The organism is Sphingopyxis sp. H073 (assembly GCF_001468395.1).
Classification (GTDB): domain Bacteria; phylum Pseudomonadota; class Alphaproteobacteria; order Sphingomonadales; family Sphingomonadaceae; genus Sphingopyxis.
Map to the genome: position 1 here is coordinate 13,762 of NZ_LNSG01000017.1, position 16,267 is coordinate 30,028.

22 protein-coding genes and 2 pseudogenes are annotated in these 16,267 nt (G+C 65.9%); 17 read left to right on the forward strand and 7 right to left on the reverse strand.

The window, feature by feature from the left end; genetic code table 11:
- Window positions 1-44: 44 nt before the first annotated feature.
- A complete protein-coding gene (locus tag ATE64_RS20200) occupies window positions 45-293 on the forward strand; it encodes a hypothetical protein (RefSeq protein WP_058456504.1) in 249 nt (82 codons plus the stop codon).
- 10 nt (window positions 294-303) lie between these two features.
- Window positions 304-768, forward strand: coding sequence for a hypothetical protein (locus ATE64_RS20205; protein WP_156416658.1), 465 nt, complete (start codon window positions 304-306; stop codon window positions 766-768).
- 50 nt (window positions 769-818) lie between these two features.
- On the opposite strand, the pseudogene ATE64_RS20210 reads toward ATE64_RS20205, so the two are convergent.
- A pseudogene (locus ATE64_RS20210) lies at window positions 819-1,844 on the reverse strand (YifB family Mg chelatase-like AAA ATPase); the annotation flags it as partial.
- Window positions 1,845-1,971: 127 nt separating this feature from the next.
- On the opposite strand from ATE64_RS20210, the gene ATE64_RS20215 reads away from it, so the two are divergent.
- From ATE64_RS20215 to ATE64_RS20270, 13 genes and pseudogenes are all read left to right on the forward strand, one after another.
- The gene (locus tag ATE64_RS20215; RefSeq protein ID WP_058456580.1) at window positions 1,972-2,607 is read left to right on the forward strand and encodes a TetR/AcrR family transcriptional regulator; all 636 of its coding nucleotides are present in this window, start codon (window positions 1,972-1,974) and stop codon (window positions 2,605-2,607) included.
- A gap of 11 nt (window positions 2,608-2,618) precedes the next feature.
- Window positions 2,619-3,059: a VOC family protein gene (locus ATE64_RS20220; protein ID WP_082657925.1), complete on the forward strand. Its 441-nt coding sequence runs from the start codon at window positions 2,619-2,621 to the stop codon at window positions 3,057-3,059.
- Window positions 3,060-3,072: 13 nt separating this feature from the next.
- Window positions 3,073-3,291: a DUF4287 domain-containing protein gene (locus tag ATE64_RS20225; protein ID WP_058456506.1), complete on the forward strand. Its 219-nt coding sequence runs from the start codon at window positions 3,073-3,075 to the stop codon at window positions 3,289-3,291.
- Between the two features lie 2 nt (window positions 3,292-3,293).
- The gene (locus ATE64_RS20230) at window positions 3,294-3,968 is read left to right on the forward strand and encodes a glutathione S-transferase family protein (RefSeq protein WP_058456507.1); all 675 of its coding nucleotides are present in this window, start codon (window positions 3,294-3,296) and stop codon (window positions 3,966-3,968) included.
- 29 nt (window positions 3,969-3,997) lie between these two features.
- A pseudogene (locus tag ATE64_RS22280) lies at window positions 3,998-4,330 on the forward strand (DUF1428 domain-containing protein); the annotation flags it as partial.
- A complete protein-coding gene (locus ATE64_RS22285; RefSeq protein WP_331458630.1) occupies window positions 4,313-4,717 on the forward strand; it encodes a DUF1428 domain-containing protein in 405 nt (134 codons plus the stop codon). The pseudogene ATE64_RS22280 and the gene ATE64_RS22285, both read left to right, overlap by 18 nt.
- A gap of 236 nt (window positions 4,718-4,953) precedes the next feature.
- Window positions 4,954-5,748: a VOC family protein gene (locus tag ATE64_RS20240; protein ID WP_058456582.1), complete on the forward strand. Its 795-nt coding sequence runs from the start codon at window positions 4,954-4,956 to the stop codon at window positions 5,746-5,748.
- A 12-nt stretch (window positions 5,749-5,760) separates the two neighbouring features.
- Window positions 5,761-6,180 (forward strand): VOC family protein, encoded by a 420-nt coding sequence (locus ATE64_RS20245; RefSeq protein WP_058456509.1) that lies wholly within the window; start codon window positions 5,761-5,763, stop codon window positions 6,178-6,180.
- The gene (locus ATE64_RS20250; RefSeq protein ID WP_058456583.1) at window positions 6,180-6,677 is read left to right on the forward strand and encodes a VOC family protein; all 498 of its coding nucleotides are present in this window, start codon (window positions 6,180-6,182) and stop codon (window positions 6,675-6,677) included. Before ATE64_RS20245 ends, ATE64_RS20250 begins: the two co-directional genes overlap by 1 nt.
- The gene (locus ATE64_RS20255; protein ID WP_058456510.1) at window positions 6,664-7,119 is read left to right on the forward strand and encodes a hypothetical protein; all 456 of its coding nucleotides are present in this window, start codon (window positions 6,664-6,666) and stop codon (window positions 7,117-7,119) included. The genes ATE64_RS20250 and ATE64_RS20255 overlap by 14 nt, the downstream gene beginning before the upstream one ends.
- Window positions 7,113-7,766, forward strand: coding sequence for a glutathione S-transferase family protein (locus ATE64_RS20260; protein ID WP_058456511.1), 654 nt, complete (start codon window positions 7,113-7,115; stop codon window positions 7,764-7,766). The genes ATE64_RS20255 and ATE64_RS20260 overlap by 7 nt, the downstream gene beginning before the upstream one ends.
- 22 nt (window positions 7,767-7,788) lie before the next feature.
- A complete protein-coding gene (locus ATE64_RS20265; RefSeq protein ID WP_156416660.1) occupies window positions 7,789-8,250 on the forward strand; it encodes an SRPBCC domain-containing protein in 462 nt (153 codons plus the stop codon).
- Between the two features lie 188 nt (window positions 8,251-8,438).
- Window positions 8,439-9,227 carry a hypothetical protein gene (locus tag ATE64_RS20270; protein WP_058456513.1) on the forward strand — a complete coding sequence of 263 codons (789 nt, stop codon included), beginning with the start codon at window positions 8,439-8,441 and terminating at the stop codon, window positions 9,225-9,227.
- 282 nt (window positions 9,228-9,509) lie between these two features.
- Here ATE64_RS20270 and ATE64_RS20275 read toward each other — a convergent pair whose 3' ends face one another.
- From ATE64_RS20275 to ATE64_RS20285, 3 genes are read right to left on the reverse strand one after another with little or no spacing between them, the layout of a single operon-like run.
- Window positions 9,510-9,977, reverse strand: coding sequence for an SRPBCC domain-containing protein (locus ATE64_RS20275; RefSeq protein WP_058456514.1), 468 nt, complete (start codon window positions 9,975-9,977; stop codon window positions 9,510-9,512).
- Window positions 9,974-10,300 (reverse strand): metalloregulator ArsR/SmtB family transcription factor, encoded by a 327-nt coding sequence (locus ATE64_RS20280; protein ID WP_058456515.1) that lies wholly within the window; start codon window positions 10,298-10,300, stop codon window positions 9,974-9,976. Before ATE64_RS20280 ends, ATE64_RS20275 begins: the two co-directional genes overlap by 4 nt.
- On the reverse strand, window positions 10,297-10,770 hold the full coding sequence (locus tag ATE64_RS20285) for a VOC family protein (protein WP_058456516.1): 474 nt from the start codon (window positions 10,768-10,770) through the stop codon (window positions 10,297-10,299). Before ATE64_RS20285 ends, ATE64_RS20280 begins: the two co-directional genes overlap by 4 nt.
- Window positions 10,771-10,869: 99 nt before the next feature.
- On the opposite strand from ATE64_RS20285, the gene ATE64_RS20290 reads away from it, so the two are divergent.
- A complete protein-coding gene (locus ATE64_RS20290; protein ID WP_058456517.1) occupies window positions 10,870-11,808 on the forward strand; it encodes a glutaminase in 939 nt (312 codons plus the stop codon).
- A 12-nt stretch (window positions 11,809-11,820) separates the two neighbouring features.
- Here the strand turns inward: ATE64_RS20290 and ATE64_RS20295 are convergent, their stop codons facing one another.
- Together ATE64_RS20295 and gyrB are read right to left on the reverse strand one after the other, a co-directional pair.
- Window positions 11,821-12,204 (reverse strand): septal ring lytic transglycosylase RlpA family protein, encoded by a 384-nt coding sequence (locus ATE64_RS20295; protein WP_058456518.1) that lies wholly within the window; start codon window positions 12,202-12,204, stop codon window positions 11,821-11,823.
- Between the two features lie 88 nt (window positions 12,205-12,292).
- On the reverse strand, window positions 12,293-14,836 hold the full coding sequence (gene gyrB / locus ATE64_RS20300; RefSeq protein WP_058456519.1) for a DNA topoisomerase (ATP-hydrolyzing) subunit B: 2,544 nt from the start codon (window positions 14,834-14,836) through the stop codon (window positions 12,293-12,295).
- A gap of 125 nt (window positions 14,837-14,961) precedes the next feature.
- Between gyrB and ATE64_RS20305 the strand changes: the two genes are divergently transcribed.
- The gene (locus tag ATE64_RS20305) at window positions 14,962-15,366 is read left to right on the forward strand and encodes a hypothetical protein (RefSeq protein WP_058456520.1); all 405 of its coding nucleotides are present in this window, start codon (window positions 14,962-14,964) and stop codon (window positions 15,364-15,366) included.
- Between the two features lie 520 nt (window positions 15,367-15,886).
- Here the strand turns inward: ATE64_RS20305 and ATE64_RS22075 are convergent.
- On the reverse strand, window positions 15,887-16,267 hold a 381-nt coding region (locus ATE64_RS22075; RefSeq protein WP_058801298.1), incomplete at its 5' end, for a hypothetical protein.

Below are 16,267 nucleotides of genomic sequence, written 5' to 3' on the forward strand. Positions count from 1 at the left end.
GCGAAAAATCGATTACACACGATGCGTTCTGAAAGGATGACAGGATGGAATTGCGTTACTCACTGAGCGGGTCAGTCCTTTTTTCGACGGAGGCTGATCGCGCGCCTTCTGTTGGCGACAAGATCACGATCAGAACGGAGCAATACAAAAAAGGGCTTCATGCGGGGTCGTTGATTTCGTTTGTCGTGTCAGATGAATGGCCTCCTGAATACGACGACAGCGAAGGGCGCACTGTCGTTCATATCGACGTGAACGATTACGAAATACTAGAGGAAGGCCCCTCACCAGATTAAGGTGGACAGGATGTTCAAGAATACACCACCGATCTTCGATACCAGTGGGAAACCTGAAATCTCCCTTACGATGCTGAGGATTAACGAGTGGCAGGATCACGGCTATGGCTTGAGCGCCAGCTACTATGCGTCAGGGCAAATTGAGGGTGGTCACGAAGCTACCATCTCTGGCATCGCCAATGACTATTGGCGGGGCGGCGATCAGGTGACAGGAACGAAGCTGCGCTTCCACATCAAACTGTCTAGCGATCTATCCAGATTACAGATGGAACGCGGCATTATCGGCGGCGGACAATTCTACGAGGCGTATGTCGATGTAGATCTCAATTTAGAACCCGATCAAGTGCGCGATATCGTTCATGAGCTACGGCTCAGCCATGCTCGCCAAGTGCATATTGGTGGTTACGCGATCAGCGACCATATCTTCAAAGTAACCAAATTTGGGATCAGCGAGCCCCGCGACGAGCAACCGTAGGCTAAGAAAAAGGCCCATTCCCGCCGTTTTGGCTTCCATTTTTAGTCTACGTGCATTGCAGCATTGACGCGCGCCGGGAAGGTCACATGCGCATTGGCGCGCGCCACGCTGACCTCGCCGGTTTCGAGCGGCTGGCGCAGGCTGTCGAGGACGCCGCGCTGGAATTCGGGCAGCTCGTCGAGGAACAGCACGCCAAGATGCGCGAGGCTGACCTCGCCCGGCCGCACGCGAAGCCCACCGCCGACGAGCGCGGGCATCGAGGCCGAATGGTGCGGCGCGCGGAACGGGCGCGCGCGCACGAGCCGCCCGCCCTCGAGGCTGCCCGCGACCGACGCGATCATCGACACTTCGAGCGCTTCGGCGGGGGTCAGCTCGGGCAGGATGCCCGGCATGCACGCGGCCATCAGCGACTTGCCCGATCCGGGCGGGCCGCTGAATAGCAGATTATGCGCGCCCGCTGCCGCGATCTCGAGCGCGCGCTTCGCCGTCTCTTGCCCCTTGACCTGGGCAAGGTCCGCGGCGCGCACCGGGGCCTCGACCTCGCCGGGCACCGGAGGCGACAGGATCGCCTGCCCCTTGAAATGCGCGAGCAGCGACAGGAGGTCGGGCGCCCCCAACACCTCGACGCTTCCGGCCCACGCCGCTTCGGGCCCCTGCGCCGCCGGGCAGATCAGTCCGCGCTCGACGCTGCCCGCGTGAATCGCGGCGAGCAGCACGCCGGGCGACGCCGCCACCCGCCCGTCGAGCCCGAGCTCGCCGACGATCATATAGCCCGCCAGCGTCTCGGCATCGATCACCCCCATCGCGCCCAAGAGCGCGAGCGCGATCGGCAGGTCGTAGTGCGAGCCTTCCTTCGGCAGGTCGGCGGGCGACAGGTTCACCGTGATCACCTTCGGCGGCAGCGACAGGCCGATCGCGGCGATCGCCGCGCGCACGCGCTCGCGGCTCTCGCCAACCGCCTTGTCGGGCAGGCCGACGACGACGAAGCGCGGCATGCCGGGCGTGATCTGGCACTGCACCTCGACCCCGCGCGCATCGATGCCGAGGTAGGCGACGGTTGAGACGATTGCGACCATGATCCCCCTTTGTTCCCGTGCCTTCTTAGGCCAAGTCGCGGGAAGGTCGAGTCAATTTAGCGCCGCCTTGGCGCAATTCGCCGATCGGCGTTTGACAACATACCAACTGGTCGGTATGTCAGTTCGCATGACCACGACTCGCACCCCCGCCGCCAGCAAGACCCGCGCCCCGCGGGGCAGCGCGCGCGCCGCGCTGATCGCTGCCGCGCACGCGACGGTGCGGCGGCAGGGCTATGCCGCGACCAGCGTCGACGAGATTTGCGCGGTCGCGGGCGTCACCAAGGGCGCCTTCTTCCATCACTTCGAATCGAAGGAAGCGCTGGGCGTCGCCGCGGCCGAGGGCTGGACCGAGCGCGCGCGGCCGATGTTCGAACTTGCGCCGCACAACCGGCTCGACGATCCGCTCGACCGCCTGCTCGGTCATATCGATTTCCGCCTGGCGATGCTCGACGGCCCGACCGAGGACTATACCTGCTTCGTCGGCACGATGGTGCAGGAGGCCTATGCGACGAGCGACCGCATCCGCGCCGCGTGCGAGGCGAGCATCAACGCCTATTGCGAGGCGCTCGCCCCCGACATCCAGGCCGCGATGGACAAATATGGCGTGCCCGACGACGTCACCGCGATCGGCCTCGCCCAGCATTTCCAGTCGGTGCTGCAGGGCGCCTTCGTCCTGGCGAAAACCACGAACGACCCGGCGATTGCGCGCGGGACCGTCACCCATCTGAAGCGTTATGTCCGGATGCTGTTCGGACCGAAGTGAGGAGAGAGAGCATGTCCGATACCCCGAAGATGATCTTCGTGAACCTACCCGTCGCCGATCTGGCAAGGTCGAAGGCCTTCTATGAAGCGCTCGGCTTCACCAACGAGCCGCGCTTCAGCGACGACACCGCCGCCGCAATGGTCTGGTCGGACACGATCTTCGTGATGATCCTGACGCACGAGAAATGGAAGGGCTTCACCGACCGGCCGATCGCGCCGGCGGGGTCGAGCGAGGTGTCGCTCGCGCTCGCGCTCGGCAGCCGCGAAGCGGTCGATGCGATGGCCGAGGCCGCCGCAGCCGCCGGCGGCACCGCCGACATCAACCCGGTGCAGGACCATGGCTTTATGTACGGCCGCGACATCCTCGACCCCGACGGCCATGTCTGGGGCCCCTTCTGGATGGACCCCGCCGTCGCGAACGGCGAAGCGCCCGTCCCCGAAGTCGCCGGCTGACGGGAGCGGGCACATGAGCTTCCAGGCCTATCTCGACAATGTGGAGGCGAAGAGCGGCAAATCGGCCGAAGATCTGAAAGCCATCGCCACCGAAAAGGGGCTGGCCGATGCAAACGGCCTCGCCCCCGGCGTCAAGGCGACCGCGGTCACCGACTGGCTGAAGCAGGATTTCGACCTCGGCCATGGCCACGCGATGTCGATCGTCGCCTATATCAAAGGGAAGAGGAACTAGCCATGCCGGTGAACCCCGACAGCAGCCTTGAAGTCACCGCGTTCGACTGGGTGCCCGACTTCGCGCGCGGCTTCGTCCGCGACCTCCGCCCGCGCTGGGCGTGCGAGGAAATCGGGCTCGACTATGCCGAGCATCTGATCAGCGCGATCAACCGCCCCGCCGACCATTTCCTCTTCCAGCCGTGGGGGCAGGTGCCCGTGCTTAACGACGGCGGCATCCGTCTGTTCGAAAGCGGCGCGATCCTGCTCCATCTTGCGGAGAAGGACGCGCGGCTGATGCCCCGCGATCCGCAGCAGCGCGCCAACACCCTCGCCTGGCTGTTCGCCGCCTATAACAGCGTTGAGCCGATGCTGTTCGAACTCGGCAATGTCGACCTGTTCGCGAAGGACGAGGAGTGGGCGAAGCTTCGTAGGCCGTCCCTGATCGAGTTCATTCAGGGCCGGCTCGGCCGTCTGAACGACGCGATCGGCGACAAGCCCTATCTCGTCGGCGAATTCACCGTCGCCGACATCGCGATGGCGACCGTGCTGCGCGAGGCGGTCGAGGCCGGGCTGGTCGCCGAGCAGCCGCGCGTCGCAGCCTATCTCGATCGCTGCCTCGCGCGCCCCGCCTTCCAGCGCGCGCTCGCCGCGCAGCTCGACGCCTTCAGCGAAGAAGCGGGTCCACCCGCCGCCTGAAAACTCCCACCCCCCTAAGGAGAGACAAGATGACCTATGTAGAAGGATTTGTGCTCGCGGTGCCGACCGCCAACAAGGAAGCCTATCGCAAGCACGCCGCCGACGCCGCGCCGCTGTTCAAGGAATTCGGCGTCGCGCGCATGGTCGAATGCTGGGGCGACGACGTCCCCGACGGCAAGCTCAACGACTTCAAGAGCGCCGTGCAGGCCAAACCCGACGAGACCGTCGTCTTCAGCTGGTTCGAATATCCCGACAAGGCGACGCGCGACGCCGCGACGACAAAGATGATGAACGATCCGCGCATGGCGGCGATGGGCGGCGAGATGCCGTTCGACGGCAAGCGGATGATCATCGGCGGCTTCGACTCGATCGTCGACGACCATGCTGCCGGCACCACCGGCTATGCCGACGGGTATGTCTTGCCCGTCCCCGACGGCAACAAGGATGCCTATCGCGCGATGGCTGACAAGGCGTCGCAGGTGTTCCGCGACTATGGCGCGACGCGCGTGGTCGAGGCGTGGGGCGACGATGTGTCCGACGGCAAGGTCACCGACTTCAACCGCGCCGCGCACAAGCAGGACGGCGAAACCGTCGTCTTCAGCTGGGTCGAGTGGCCCGACAAGGAAACGCGCACCAAGGGATGGGAAAAATTCATGAAGGACGAACGGATGCAGCATGATCCGAACGACCAGACCTTCGACGGCAAGCGCATGATCTACGGCGGTTTCGAGCCGATCGTGATGGCCTGAAGCAAGTCCTCCCTGTCGCGAAGCGATGGGGAGGTGGCAGCCCGCAGGGCTGACGGAGGGGCATTGGCGCAAGCGCCGCAAGCCCCTCCACCATCCGCTCCGCGGAGTGCTGGGTCGTCCAGCCCCCCGGACTGGACTTGGATTGCCGGGGGCAATCCAACCCCGCACCCCCCTCCCACGGCTTCGCCCTAGGGAGGGTCAAGAAGATGCCGCATTTGGAAAAAGGGAACCCGATCATGACGCAAGCATCGAACTTCATCTGGTACGAACTGATGACCCCCGACCCGGCGGGCGCGGCGCGCTTCTATGGCGCGGTCGTCGGCTGGACGATCGCGTCCGAGCGTGACCCCGCCGCCGGCGATATCGATTACCGCATGATCGGCCGCAGCGACGGCGGCAACGCGGGCGGCGTGCTCGCGCTGAATGCCGACATGATCGCGGGCGGCGCGCGGCCCTTGTGGATCGGCTATCTGCACGTCGCCGACGTCGACGCCGCGGTCGACGCGATCAAGGCCGACGGCGGCAGCGTGCAGATGCCGCCGTCGGACATTCCGGTCGGCCGCATCGCAATGGTCACCGATCCGCAGGGCGCGCCCTTCTATGTCATGGCCCCCAAGCCTCCCGAGGGCATGGAAGGCATGGAGAGCGACGTCTTTTCGGTGACCGAGGCGCAGCACATCCGCTGGAACGAGCTCGCAACCAGCGATCCTGACGGCGCGATCGCCTTTTACGCCCGCCACTTCGGCTGGGGGCAGGAAGGCGCGATGGATATGGGCGAGATGGGCGCGTATCGCTTCCTTCAGCGCGGCGACGTCGGGATCGGCGCGGTGATGCCGCTGATGCCCGGCATGCCCGCATCGATATGGAGCTTTTACATCGGCGTCGACGATATCGACCGCGCGCAAGCGGCAGTGACCGCGAACGGCGGCACCGTCACCAACGGGCCGATGGAAATCCCCGGCGGCGAATATGCGATGAACGCCATCGACCCGCAGGGCGCCGCCTTCGGCCTTGTCGGTCCGCGCAAATAGAGGAGAGCAGCAATGGCAAATCCCAATCAGGGCCCGACCACCGGCCTCACACCGCATATCGCGATCCCCGACAAGCGCGGCAGCGAGGCGATCGACTTTTATATCAAGGCGTTCGGCGCGACCGAGAATATGCGGATGCCCGCCGAGGATGGCGTGCGGCTGATGCACGCGCATCTGACGATCAACGGCGCATCGCTGATGATGCACGACGATTTTCCCGAATATAGCGGCCATGCGATGAGCCCGCCGACGGGCGTAACGCTGCATCTCCACGTCGACGACACCGACGCCTGGTACCGGCGCGCGATCGACGCGGGCGCGTCGTCGACGCTCGAACCGCACGACGCTTTCTGGGGGGACCGTTACGCCCAGGTGAAGGATCCGTTCGGCCATCTCTGGTCGATCGGCGGCCCGATCAAGGGAGAGAAATGATGTCGAACAAAGCAACGCTCTGCCTCTGGTACGACAAGGATGCCGAGGAAGCCGCGAACTTCTATGCGGCGGCCTTTCCCGACAGCAAGGTCGGCGGCATCCACCGCGCCCCCGGCGACAACCCCAGCGGCAAGGAAGGCGATGTGCTGACCGTCGACTTCACCGTGCTCGGCTATCCGTGCATCGGCCTCAACGGCGGCTCGACCTTCAAGCATAGCGAGGCCTTTTCCTTCCAGGTCCACACCGACACGCAGGAAGAGACCGACCGCCTGTGGAACGCGATCGTCGGCAACGGCGGACAGGAAAGCATGTGCGGCTGGTGCAAGGACAAATGGGGCATTTCGTGGCAGATCATCCCGCGCGCGCTGACCGACGTGATGACGAGCGGCGATCAGGCCGCCGCCAAGCGCGCGTTCGAGGCGATGATGACGATGAAGAAGATCGACGTCGCCGCGATCGAGGCCGCGATCCGGGGCGAAGCGGTTGGGGCGGCGTAGCCCGCTCCTCTTCGCCTGGCTGCTCTGCGGCACGCTCGATATCGCCTATGCGGCGGTGTGGAGCGTGCTCGCGGGGAGCAATCCCGGCCAGATGCTCCGCGGCGTCGCCAAGGGCCCATTCGGCGACGGCGCCGGCGACTGGGGCCTCGGCGGCGCGCTCGCGGGACTTGCGACGCATTTTGCGATCATGCTCGCGATGGTTGCCGTCTGGTTCTTCGCGGCGCGCCGCATGCCCGCGCTGCGCCAGCCGTGGTGGCTGACCGGAACTCTTTACGGGTTCGGCCTTTATCTGGTTATGAACGCGATCGTCCTGCCGCTCCGCTTCGGCGCACCTTTCCCGCCGGCCGACCTCGTCAAGGGCGCGGTCGCGCTCTTTCCGCATATCTTCTTCATCGGTCTGCCGCTCGCATGGCTGACCCGCAAGGACGCCCGCCGATGCTGATTTTCTATGGCCATCCCTTCTCGTCCTACAGCTGGAAGGCGCAGATCGCGCTCTATGAAAAGGGCATCGATTTCGAATATCGCAACGTCGATCCCGAATTTCCCGAGCACGGGCCGGAACTGCGCGCGCATTGGCCGATCGGCAAATTCCCGCTGATCGTCCACGACGGCCAGCCCTGGTTCGAGGCGTCGATCATCATCGAATATCTCGACCATCTCGTCCCCGAACCGCGGCTGATCCCCGGGGATTTCGACGCCGCGCTGAAGGTCCGGCTGTTCGACCGCATCTTCGACAATCATGTGATGGGCCAGATGCAGGAAGTGGTGAACGATGCGATCCGCGGTCCGGGCGGGCATGTCCAGTCGATCGTCGACGGCGCGAAGGCAAAGCTCGACACCATCTACGCCTGGCTCGACAAGGAGCTCGCGGGCGGCGGCTGGGCGACCCCCTATGGCTTCACGCTCGCCGATTGCGCGGCGGCGCCGTCGCTCTTCTATGCCGACTGGGTCCACCAGATTCCCGAGACGTACGAGAATCTGCGCGCCTATCGCGCCCGCCTGCTCGCGCATCCCTCGGTCGCGCGCGCGGTCGATGGCGCCCGTCCCTATCGCCATTATTTCCCGCTCGGTGCCCCCGACCGCGACTGAATCTTCCTCGCAGGAGACCATGATGACCGAACCCCGCGAATTGTCCGTCGACATCTATATCGATGCCGCACCCGAAAAAGTGTGGGATGTGATGACGAACCGGATCACCGAATGGTGGTGCCCGAAGCCGTGGACGACCGAGATCATCGAGCAGGACTGGCGCTCCGGCGGGCGCTCCGCGATGACGATGCACGGCCCAAACGGCGAAGCGCATCCGAGCGACGGCATCTTCCTTGAGGTCGTCCCCGGTGTCCGCTTCGTGTCGACCGACGCGGTGATGATCGGACCCGACGGGCGAATGGCGCCCGCGACGCCCTTCATGATCGGCGGCTGGGAGATCGCGCCCGAAGGCAGCGGCACGCGCTTCACCGGCTGGGCGCGCCACTGGACCGACGAGGCGCGGAAACAGCATGAGGAGATGGGATTCACCTCCGGCTGGGGCGCGGTCGCCGAGCAATTGAAGGCGCTCTGCGAGGCGGAATAACCATCACCTCCCGTTCGCATCGAGCGAAGCCGAGAGGCCTATCGGAATGGCGCCATGCTGCCCGGTGTCTCGACTTCGCTCGACACGAGCGGAATCTGGAGGACGCCATCCGTCCCGCAATGCGGTTAACACCGCGCTGACTCTGTTGCTTTGCCATTTGGAAGCCGCGCGCGCGCGAAAGCAGCGCCATGGTTTCACCGGCCGCTCTCTGCCGCACCCTGATCGTCGCCGCGCTGGCGGCGATCCTCGCCTTCGCCCCGGCGCAGGCGCAGCAAATCGTCGTCACGACGACGGTGACCTGGACTTATGAGGCCGCCGATACCGGCTTCGACGACGACACTATCGACGAACAGGCCGCGCCCTTCGACGACGAAGCGACCGCCGACGATGCCGATACCGACACCGACATTGGCGCCACGCGCCGCTACGCCCCTTCGGGCACGCTCAGGGCGCTCGGCCACGCCAGGGCGAAGTTCGGCCCGTTCGCGGTGGTCGACGACGCCACCGTCCGGATGGCGGGCGATGTCACCTCGGCGACCCCGCGCCAGTTCGCCGCGATGCTCGCCGCCTACCCGCACCTCAAGCGCCTCGAAATGATCGACTGCCCCGGCAGCCTCGACGAGGAAGCGAACCTGATCCTCGCGCGCGCCGTCCGTCGCGCGGGGCTGGAAACCATCGTCCCCAGCGGCGGATCGGTCCGCTCGGGCGCGGTGGAACTCTGGCTCGCCGGCGCCACCCGCCGCGCCGCGCCCGACGCCGAATTCGGCGTCCACAGCTGGGCCGACGACACCGGCCGCGAGGCGAACGACTATCCCGCGAACGATCCCGTCCATGCCGAATATCTGAGCTATTACCGCGAAATGGGCATGGACGATGCCAAGGCGCGCGCCTTTTACGCGCTCACCAACAGCACCCCGTTCGACGATGTCCACTATCTGACGCGCGACGACATGGCGCGCTTCGTCACGCTGAACTGAGTTATCGCACCGCTTCGCACGGGAAGGCTGCAACGGTCCAAAGCGGACATTTGCGCCCGATCTGGCTTCGATGACCGGTTTCGACCGATTGCTGCCATAAGCTCCTCCCCATCGACTTGCGATGGGGAGGGGGACCGCCGCGAAGCGGTGGTGGAGGGGCAGTGAGTGTTAGCGAGCGCTGCGCGCTTGGCCCCTCCGTCAGCCCTTCGGGCCGCCACCTCCCCATCGCAAGTCGATGGGGAGGACCATAACGTCCGCTTCCCTCCCAAAGCCGACATCGTGCTAGAGCTTCTGGCTCATGCCTTTCAGCAATCCGCGCCAATGCTCGCCGAGGCGCCGCTGGAACAGCATCAGCTCGAACCCGTGCCGCGCGACATGCTTTTGCGGGATCGCATCCCAGCCGCGATGTTCGACCGTCACCCGCGTGTCGGCGCCGACCGCCTCGAAGCGCACCTCGACCTCGGTCGCCTGGTCGGGTGCGAAGCTCGGGATCCGCCAACCGAAGACGAGCCGCTCGCCGGGGAGCCAGTGTCGCACCCGGCCGATCTCCCACTCTTCGCCATCGTCGAAGCGCGTCACCAGCCGTCCGCCGGGCCCCGAAGGGTCGAAACGAAGCGTCCCGTCGCCCTTTGACGACAGCGGGAATAGCGGATGGCTCGTCCACCAGCGGCCGATTCCGTCGGTGAACGCGTCGAAGGCCGCCCGCGGCGAGGCCCCGACACGCAGCGCGACGATGACGGCGGCGCTCATTTCCCGTCCTCGACGTGACGCTTGAACGCGCCAAGCTGGTGCATCCACAACGCCTCGGTCTCGGCGAGCCAGCGCTTGAGCTCGTCGGTCGCGCCGTCTTTCAACGAATAGATGCGCACGCGCGCGTCGAAGTCGGGATGCCCGTCCTCGACGAGCCCGCCTTCCTTCATCGCGCGCAGATGGCGGCTCATGGCGGGCGGCGCGAGCCCCAGCTCGCTCGCCAGTTCGCCCGCGCTCCGCGGCCGCTGGCCGAGCAGTTCGATCGCGCGCCGCCGCTTCGGGTCGGCGAGCGCCTCCAGCATCCGGTCGAGCGCGGCGCTCAATCGTCTAGCCGCGTCTTCGTCGTGAAGCCGCCCTCGGCGTCCCATTCGTCCGAGGTCTTTTCCTCGACGGTGACGCCGAAGGTCCAGATATGCCCCTCCGGATCCTTCGCGCGGTAGGTGCGGTCGCCGTAGAATTGCGTTTCGGGCGGCGCGATGATGTCGGCACCGGCGGAGCGGGCGCGCGCGCAATGCGCGTCGATATCGTCGCCCGCGCCCAGCTGGACATGCACCGTCTGCGTGTTCTTGCCGCCGAGGTTCGCAGGGCTGCGATGATCGTCGGACCATTCATTGCCGACCATGATCGTCGACGCGCCATATTCCATCTCGCTGTGCGCGAGATTGCCCTGCTCGTCGAGCAGCACGAAAACGGGCTCGAACCCGAACGCCTCCTCCAGCCAGCGGAACGCCGCCTTGCTGTCCTTGTAACAGACGGCGCTCGAAAGCCCCTTCGATCGCGGATGGTCGGCCATGTCTCGTCTCCCGAGTCGTGAATTGATTTCACTTATGTACAATATTTGCTGAAAAATGAAAATACATGCAATCGCGAATGAAGTTGCTAGGAAAAGCGCATGACCGATCTCGCCCGCTGCGTCGCCGAAGCCTATAACGTCGCCCTGCCGCACCGCGGGCAGGGCAAGGTTGCCGACTATATCCCGGCGCTCGCCAAGGTCGATCCGGACCGCTTCGGCTTCGCGCTCGCGCTTCCCGACGGCACGGTTCACACCGCGGGCGATGCCGATATTCCCTTCTCGATCCAGTCGGTGTCAAAGGTCTTCACGCTCGCGCTCGCGCTTCGCCGCGTCGGAAGCAGCTTGTGGGACAGCGTCGGGCGCGAACCGTCGGGCAGCGCGTTCAACTCGATAGTCCAGCTCGAAAGCGAAGCCGGCATCCCGCGCAATCCGCTGATCAACGCCGGCGCGATCGCGACGACCGACCGGCTGATCGACGGCCGCGACGGCGATGCGACGGTCGAGGAGATCCTCGCCTTTCTGCGCGCCCGCGCCGGCGACGCCAGCATCGCGATCGACCTGGAGGTCGCGTCCTCCGAATCGCAGACGGGCGCGCGCAACCGCAGCCTCGGCTATTTCATGCGGGCGTTCGACAATCTGCGCCATCCGGTCGAAGATGCGGTCGGGGTCTATTTCCGCCAGTGCGCGATCGCGATGACCTGCCGCCAGCTTGCGAAGGCGGGGCTTTTCCTCGCGCTGGAGGGCCGCGATCCGCTGACCGGCGAGCAGATCATCGAGCCGCACCGCGCACGGCGGATCAATGCGATCATGATGCTCTGCGGTCACTATGACAATTCGGGCGAATTCGCCTTCCGCGTCGGTCTGCCCGGCAAGAGCGGGGTCGGCGGCGGCATCCTCTGCATCGCGCCGGGGCAGGGATCGATCGCGGTGTGGTCGCCCGGCCTCAACGAAGCCGGGACGTCGCTCGTCGGCGCGATCGCGCTCGAACATTTTGCCTATGCGGCGGGCTGGTCGGTGTTCGATTCGAGCGTCGGCTGACGCCGGGCGGGCCTAGTCGGCGCCGTCGACCAGCGTCATGCTCACGCGCGCGGTGCCGCTGCGGTGCATTCCGATTTCCTTCGCCGCGGCGTGGCTGATGTCGATCACCCGTCCGCCGCCCCACGGGCCGCGATCGTTGACGCGCACGACGACGCTCTTGCCGTTGGCGAGGTTGGTGACGCGCACCTTGCTGCCGAACGCGAGCGTGCGGTGCGCGGCCGTGAAGCCGGCGGGGTCGAAACGCTCGCCGCTTGCGGTGCGGTTGCCAGCGAGTTCGTCGCCATAATAGCTCGCCAATCCGCTGCCGATTTCGGTGTCGTCGCTGCCGTCCTGCCCTTGCGCGACCGCCGGCACCGCCAGCAGCAACGGCAGGGCTATCGCCATCAAGCGCCGCATATTCAGCCTCCCCTGTTGGGTACGCGTCCCTAGCCAGCGCGGATCGGCTCGCGCAAGCCGTCCGCGCCGCGCTGGGCCGAATCCGCGATCAGACGTCGAGGTTGGCGACGCTCAAGGCATTGGTTTGAATGAAGTCGCGCCGCGGCTCGACCTCGTCGCCCATCAGCTGCTCGAAAATGCCGTCGGCGACGTCGGCCTGCTCGGTTCTGACGCGCAAAAGCGAGCGGTGCGCCGGGTCGAGCGTCGTTTCCCAAAGCTGTTCGGCGTTCATCTCGCCCAGCCCCTTGTAGCGGCTGATCGACAGCCCCTTGCGGCTGTGCGCGAAGATCGCGTCGAGCAGTTCGGACGGGCGCGTCACCGGGTTTGACTTGGCGGGCGAAGCTGCGGGGACATCCTCCTCGTCGCCCTCGGTCGCCTCGACCTCGACCGCCGCCGCGCCGCTCGCCTTCACGAGGCGGCCGGGGCGGGCATAGGTTTCGGCCTGCTCGCTCGCCAGCTTGTGCAGGCGGCGGGCCTCCTGGCTTTGCAGGAACGCCGCATCGACCGCATGGAGATCGCTTACCCCCCGCCAGCGGCGCTCGAGCGTGTAGCCTCCGCCCTCGACCGCCTCGACGGTCCAGACCGCTTCGCCGCCCCCCGTCAGCGCGCGCTCGGCGGCATTGAGCCACGTCGCCGACGTCGCGGCGGCGCTGTGGCGCCCCGCGGTGTCGAGGTTCGGGTCGAGCGCGCCGGCAAAGGCGAGCGCCTCGACCAGCCCGTGGTTCAGGCTGCGCGGCACATAGCGCATCAGCGCGCGCAGCCGCCGGCCATGCTCGATCAACTCGCGCAGGTCGTTGCCGGACCGCGCCCCGCCCGGGGTTTCGAGCAGCAGCGCGTCGATGCCGGCATCGACGAGATAATTTTCGAGCGCGGTGTCGTCCTTGAGGTAGACTTCGCTCCGCCCCTTCGCGACTTTGTAGAGCGGCGGCTGCGCGATGTAGAGATGGCCGTTTTCGATAATCTCGGGCATCTGGCGATAGAAGAAGGTGAGCAGCAAGGTGCGGATATGCGCGCCGTCGACGTCGGCGTCGGTCATGATCACGATCTTGTGATAGCGCAGTTTCTCGATGTTGAATTCGTCGCGGATGCCGGTGCCGAGCGCCTGGATCAGCGTCCCGACTTCCTTCGAAGAGATGATGCGGTCGAAGCGCGCGCGCTCGACGTTCAGGATCTTGCCCTTCAAGGGCAGGATCGCCTGCACATGCCGGTCGCGGCCCTGCTTCGCCGATCCGCCTGCCGAATCGCCCTCGACCAGGAACAGTTCGCACTTGCTGGGGTCGCGTTCCTGGCAGTCGGCGAGCTTGCCGGGCAGGCTCGCGATATCCATCGCGCCCTTGCGCCGCGTCAGCTCGCGCGCCTTCTTCGCGGCCTCGCGCGCGGCGGCAGCGTCGATGACTTTCTGGATCACCGCCTTGGCATAGGCCGGATTTTCCTCCAGCCATTCGGTCATCCGGTCGGCCATCAGGCTTTCGAGCGGCTGGCGGACTTCGCTGCTGACCAGCTTGTCCTTGGTCTGGCTGCTGAACTTCGGGTCGGGCAGCTTGACCGAGACGATCGCGGTCAGGCCTTCGCGCATATCCTCGCCGGTCAGGCTGACCTTTTCCTTCTTCAGCATCCCCGACTTTTCGCCATAGCCGTTGAGCGTGCGCGTCAGCGCGGCGCGAAAGGCCGCGAGGTGCGCGCCGCCGTCGCGCTGCGGGATGTTGTTCGTGAAGCAGAGGACATTTTCGTAATAGCTGTCGTTCCACTCGAGCGCGACGTCGATGCCGATGCCGTCGCGTTCGCTGCTGATCGCGATCGGATCGGGCAGCAGCGCGGTCTTGTTGCGGTCGAGATATTTGACGAACGCGGCGATGCCGCCCTCATAGAAAAGATCGTGCGCGACATGCTCGGCGTGCCGCGCGTCGACGATCTTGATCCGCACGCCCGAATTCAGGAAGGCGAGCTCGCGGTAGCGATGCTCGAGCTTCTCGAAGTCGAACTCGGTGACATTCTTGAAGGTCTCGGTCGAGGCCATGAAGGTGACGCGCGTACCCTTCTTGCCCGCCGGGGCGGGGCCGTTGACCTTGAGCGGGGCGACCGCGTCGCCATGCTCGAAGCGCATCCAATGCTCTTCGCCGTCGCGCCAGATCGTGAGTTCGAGCCATTCGCTGAGCGCGTTGACGACCGAGACGCCGACGCCGTGCAGGCCGCCCGAAACCTTATAGGCATTGTCGTCGCTGGTATTCTCGAACTTCCCGCCCGCATGGAGCTGGGTCATGATGACTTCCGCCGCCGAAATGCCTTCCTCGGCGTGGATGCCCGTGGGAATGCCGCGGCCATTATCCTCGACGCTGACCGATCCGTCGCTGTTCAAGGTGATGAGGACGAGGTCGCAGTGGCCCGCGAGCGCTTCGTCGATCGCATTGTCGCTGACCTCGAACACCATATGGTGCAGGCCCGACCCGTCGTCGGTGTCGCCGATATACATGCCGGGGCGCTTGCGCACCGCGTCGAGGCCCTTCAGGACCTTGATCGAATCGGCGCCATAGGCGTTGGTGTTGGGCTGTTTCGAGGCGCTTTCGGGCGCGCTGTTCTCGCTGGGCTCTGTCATATCGATTATATAGGGTCGGGGGAGGTAAAACCCAAGCGAAAATGCGCCTCTCGGGCGATTCCGAAGGGCCGTTGCACAGCCGCGGCGCGGCGGCTAGTTTCGGGTCCATGAAACAGAGTCTCCCGATGCTTCTCGCCCTCTCGCTCGCCGCCTGCGGCCAGCCTGCGCCCCCCGCCGACAATGCCCCGGCGGTGGCGGGCGAACCGCTGGCGACGCGCGCGGTGATGATCGGCACCGAAGGGCCGAGCCTGCCCGCCTGTTCGAGCATCAGCCGCGTCAAGGACGGCGGCACCGACGTCTATTGGGCGCCGGGCGAAACGCGTGCGGTCAAGGCAAAGGTCGCGGGCGGCGCGAAGGTCTCGGTGTGCGAGGCAACCGACGACGACGCCTGGTTCGGCATCGTCTTCGCCGCGCCGGGGACCGACGAGGATATGTGCGGCGTCGGCAAGTCGGTGCAGAATGCCCGCGAATATCAGGGCCCGTGCCGCTGGGGCTGGATCAGGGGCGGGACGGTCCGTTTGGGGGCTTGAGGCGACAGGAGCGAGACGGCCGGAACCGTTGCGTTTGCCACTCTGAAGCGTGGTGCGATAGCCCACCATCCGGGGGAGGTGCCGCCTCCAAAGCTCCGGGCGATGCAGCCGGCATGGCGCGATACCGCTGGAAAGCGGATATTTTAGGTTTAGGGGGATGGGTGCTTCCCGACCGGAAGGCGACCTATCCTTCATCGTCACCCCGGACTTGATCCGGGGTCCACGACTTCGGCGCTGCAATGGATCCCGGATCAAGTCCGGGATGACGAAGATCTGGAAACCACCCCAAAGCCGCCATCGCCTTCCAATAAGCCTTTCCTACATATCCCGCCGTGTCAGCCTTCACCCGACACTCTCACTTTGGGGATCGACGCGGCGAGGCGGGTGAATGGCGTTCGGAAATCCGCCCGGTCGCAACGGACCATGCAATGGGCTGAACTTTCCTGAACTTTGAAAAATCCGGGCCGCGAGGGCGAACGAAGGCATCACGGACATCCTCCGCCAAAGCAGAGGCCGCCCTTTAGCCCCGGCAATCCTCGATCGCGCGGCCGATTTCGGACTGGACGGGGAGCGTCAGCGCGCCGGTCGTCCCTTCGAGCGCGAAGCGGCCGCGGCTGAAGGCGATGCGGTCGAGCCGGGCGTCGCCGCTCGGGACGCTCGCGCTGCCGCCGTCGAAGCGGATCTGGTCGGTGCCGGCGCTGGTGCGCAGCGCGACATCGCCGTCGAGGCCCGAGGTCAGGCGGACGCTGCCGCCGCTGCAGGCAAGCGAGAGCAGCGGGCCGGGGTTGCCGCTCTGGACGAAGCTCGCGGTGCGGCTCCCCGCGTCATAGCGCCACGCGCCGGCGGTGAGGGCACGATCCTCCCACGATTTCTCGGGCGCGGGCGGCGGGGGCGGCGGCAA

What these genes read in the sequence shown, in the direction of transcription:
- ATE64_RS20200 (WP_058456504.1), top strand. Translation starts at nt 45, where the DNA reads ATGGAATTGCGTTACTCACTGAGCGGGTCAGTCCTTTTTTCGACGGAG.
- ATE64_RS20205 (WP_156416658.1), top strand. Translation starts at nt 304, where the DNA reads ATGTTCAAGAATACACCACCGATCTTCGATACCAGTGGGAAACCTGAA.
- ATE64_RS20215 (WP_058456580.1), top strand. Translation starts at nt 1,972, where the DNA reads ATGACCACGACTCGCACCCCCGCCGCCAGCAAGACCCGCGCCCCGCGG.
- ATE64_RS20220 (WP_082657925.1), top strand. Translation starts at nt 2,619, where the DNA reads ATGTCCGATACCCCGAAGATGATCTTCGTGAACCTACCCGTCGCCGAT.
- ATE64_RS20225 (WP_058456506.1), top strand. Translation starts at nt 3,073, where the DNA reads ATGAGCTTCCAGGCCTATCTCGACAATGTGGAGGCGAAGAGCGGCAAA.
- ATE64_RS20230 (WP_058456507.1), top strand. Translation starts at nt 3,294, where the DNA reads ATGCCGGTGAACCCCGACAGCAGCCTTGAAGTCACCGCGTTCGACTGG.
- ATE64_RS22285 (WP_331458630.1), top strand. Translation starts at nt 4,313, where the DNA reads ATGATCATCGGCGGCTTCGACTCGATCGTCGACGACCATGCTGCCGGC.
- ATE64_RS20240 (WP_058456582.1), top strand. Translation starts at nt 4,954, where the DNA reads ATGACGCAAGCATCGAACTTCATCTGGTACGAACTGATGACCCCCGAC.
- ATE64_RS20245 (WP_058456509.1), top strand. Translation starts at nt 5,761, where the DNA reads ATGGCAAATCCCAATCAGGGCCCGACCACCGGCCTCACACCGCATATC.
- ATE64_RS20250 (WP_058456583.1), top strand. Translation starts at nt 6,180, where the DNA reads ATGTCGAACAAAGCAACGCTCTGCCTCTGGTACGACAAGGATGCCGAG.
- ATE64_RS20260 (WP_058456511.1), top strand. Translation starts at nt 7,113, where the DNA reads ATGCTGATTTTCTATGGCCATCCCTTCTCGTCCTACAGCTGGAAGGCG.
- ATE64_RS20265 (WP_156416660.1), top strand. Translation starts at nt 7,789, where the DNA reads ATGACCGAACCCCGCGAATTGTCCGTCGACATCTATATCGATGCCGCA.
- ATE64_RS20270 (WP_058456513.1), top strand. Translation starts at nt 8,439, where the DNA reads ATGGTTTCACCGGCCGCTCTCTGCCGCACCCTGATCGTCGCCGCGCTG.
- ATE64_RS20275 (WP_058456514.1), bottom strand. Translation starts at nt 9,977, where the DNA reads ATGAGCGCCGCCGTCATCGTCGCGCTGCGTGTCGGGGCCTCGCCGCGG.
- ATE64_RS20285 (WP_058456516.1), bottom strand. Translation starts at nt 10,770, where the DNA reads ATGGCCGACCATCCGCGATCGAAGGGGCTTTCGAGCGCCGTCTGTTAC.
- ATE64_RS20290 (WP_058456517.1), top strand. Translation starts at nt 10,870, where the DNA reads ATGACCGATCTCGCCCGCTGCGTCGCCGAAGCCTATAACGTCGCCCTG.
- ATE64_RS20295 (WP_058456518.1), bottom strand. Translation starts at nt 12,204, where the DNA reads ATGCGGCGCTTGATGGCGATAGCCCTGCCGTTGCTGCTGGCGGTGCCG.
- gyrB (WP_058456519.1), bottom strand. Translation starts at nt 14,836, where the DNA reads ATGACAGAGCCCAGCGAGAACAGCGCGCCCGAAAGCGCCTCGAAACAG.
- ATE64_RS20305 (WP_058456520.1), top strand. Translation starts at nt 14,962, where the DNA reads ATGCTTCTCGCCCTCTCGCTCGCCGCCTGCGGCCAGCCTGCGCCCCCC.